Origin of the sequence: Mongoliibacter ruber (genome assembly GCF_003003005.1) — a bacterium.
Taxonomy (GTDB): Bacteria; Bacteroidota; Bacteroidia; order Cytophagales; family Cyclobacteriaceae; genus Mongoliibacter; species Mongoliibacter ruber.
The window spans coordinates 1-2660 of the sequence record NZ_PVTR01000039.1 but is presented as its reverse complement, the minus strand read 5'-3'; the positions used below and the strand labels follow the sequence as shown (position 1 = coordinate 2660).

Here is a 2660-nt window from a genome sequence, read left to right as displayed (position 1 = left end):
GTTCCGTTCTCTCCTGCATCTGGGCTGTCAACCACTACTACTGTCACTACCGAAACAGCTTCTTCTGTACATGGTGCATTCGCTGCTACCGTGTAGGTCCACGTGCCATCTCCGTTATCATTCCAAGTACCGTCTGCATCAGGTGTACCACCCAAAGAAGCAAACAATAGCTCGTCTGTTACTGCTTCACCTTCACAGATCGTAAGCGTTCCGTTCTCTCCTGCATCTGGGCTGTCAACCACTATTACGGTCACTACTGACACCGAATCTTCTGTACATGGTGCATTCGCTGCTACCGTGTAGGTCCACGTACCATCTCCGTTATCTGTCCAAGTACCATCAGCATCAGGTGTACCACCCAAGGATGCAAACAACATCGCTGTTGTAATTTCTTCGCCTTCACAGATCGTAAGCGTTCCGTTATCTCCTGCATCTGGACTGTCAATTACTACTACTGTCACCACCGAAACAGCGTCTTCTGTACATGGTGCATTCGCTGCTACCGTATATGTCCAAGTGCCATCTCCGTTATCTGTCCATTCTCCATCAGCATGAGGGGTGCCGCCCAAAGAGGCAAACAACATTGTTGTTGTTACCTCTTCGCCTTCACAGATTGTAAGTGTTCCGTTCTCTCCTGCATCTGGGCTGTCAACCACTACTACTGTCACTACCGAAACAGCTTCTTCTGTACATGGAGCAGTTGCTGCTACCGTGTATATCCAAGTGCCATCTCCGTTATCTGTCCATTCTCCATCAGCATCAGGTGTACCGCCCAAGGATGCAAACAATAGCTCTTCGGTTACTGCTTCGCCTTCACAAATCGTAAGCGTTCCGTTATCTCCTGCATCTGGACTGTCAACCACTATTACTGTCACTACCGAAACAGCTTCTTCTGTACATGGAGCAGTTGCTGCTACCGTATATGTCCAAGTGCCATCTCCGTTATCTGTCCATTCTCCATCAGCATCAGGGGTGCCGCCCAAAGATGCAAACAACATCGCTGTTGTTACTGCTTCACCTTCACAGATCGTAAGTGTACCGTTCTCTCCTGCATCTGGGCTGTCAACCACTACTACGGTCACCACCGAAACAGCTTCTTCTGTACATGGAGCAGTTGCTGCTACCGTGTATGTCCAAGTGCCATCTCCGTTATCATTCCAAGTACCGTCTGCATCAGGTGTACCACCCAAGGATGCAAACAACATTGTTGTTGTTACCTCTTCGCCTTCACAGATTGTAAGTGTTCCGTTCTCTCCTGCATCTGGGCTATCTACAACTTCAACTGTAACTACCGAAACAGCGTCTTCTGTACATGGTGCATTCGCTGCTACCGTATATGTCCAAGTGCCATCTCCGTTATCTGTCCATTCTCCATCAGCATGAGGGGTGCCACCCAAGGAATCAAACAACATCGCTGTTGTAATTTCTTCGCCTTCACAGATCGTAAGCGTTCCGTTCTCTCCTGCATCTGGGCTGTCAACCACTACTACTGTCACTACCGAAACAGCGTCTTCTGTACATGGAGCAGTTGCTGCTACCGTATATGTCCAAGTGCCATCTCCGTTATCTGTCCATTCTCCATCAGCATCAGGGGTGCCGCCCAAAGATGCAAACAACATCGCTGTTGTTACTGCTTCACCTTCACAGATCGTAAGTGTACCGTTCTCTCCTGCATCTGGGCTGTCAACCACTACTACGGTCACCACCGAAACAGCTTCTTCTGTACATGGAGCAGTTGCTGCTACCGTGTATGTCCAAGTGCCATCTCCGTTATCATTCCAAGTACCGTCTGCATCAGGTGTACCACCCAAGGATGCAAACAACATTGTTGTTGTTACCTCTTCGCCTTCACAGATCGTAAGCGTTCCGTTATCTCCTGCATCTGGACTGTCAACCACTATTACTGTCACTACCGAAACAGCTTCTTCTGTACATGGAGCAGTTGCTGCTACCGTATATGTCCAAGTGCCATCTCCGTTATCTGTCCATTCTCCATCAGCATCAGGGGTGCCGCCCAAAGATGCAAACAACATCGCTGTTGTTACTGCTTCACCTTCACAGATCGTAAGTGTACCGTTCTCTCCTGCATCTGGGCTGTCAACCACTACTACGGTCACCACCGAAACAGCTTCTTCTGTACATGGAGCAGTTGCTGCTACCGTGTATGTCCAAGTGCCATCTCCGTTATCTGTCCAAGTACCATCTGCATCAGGTGTACCGCCCAAGGAATCAAACAACATCGCTGTTGTAATTTCTTCGCCTTCACAGATCGTAAGTGTTCCGTTCTCTCCTGCATCTGGACTGTCAACCACTATTACTGTCACTACCGAAACAGCGTCTTCTGTACATGGAGCAGTTGCTGCTACCGTATATGTCCAAGTGCCATCTCCGTTATCTGTCCATTCTCCATCAGCATCAGGTGTACCGCCCAAGGATGCAAACAACATCGCTGTTGTAATTTCTTCGCCTTCACAGATCGTAAGCGTTCCGTTCTCTCCTGCATCTGGACTGTCAACCACTATTACTGTCACTACCGAAACAGCTTCTTCTGTACATGGAGCAGTTGCTGCTACCGTATATGTCCAAGTGCCGTCTCCGTTATCTGTCCATTCTCCATCAGCATCAGGGGTGCCGCCCAAAGATGCAAACAACATCGCTGT

1 protein-coding gene is annotated in these 2660 nt (G+C 48.9%); it reads right to left on the bottom strand.

Annotated features, from left to right (window positions below; genetic code table 11):
• Positions 1–2660, bottom strand: a 2660-nt coding sequence (locus tag CLW00_RS21490) for a hypothetical protein (protein WP_170073266.1), incomplete at both ends; no start/stop codon positions are given.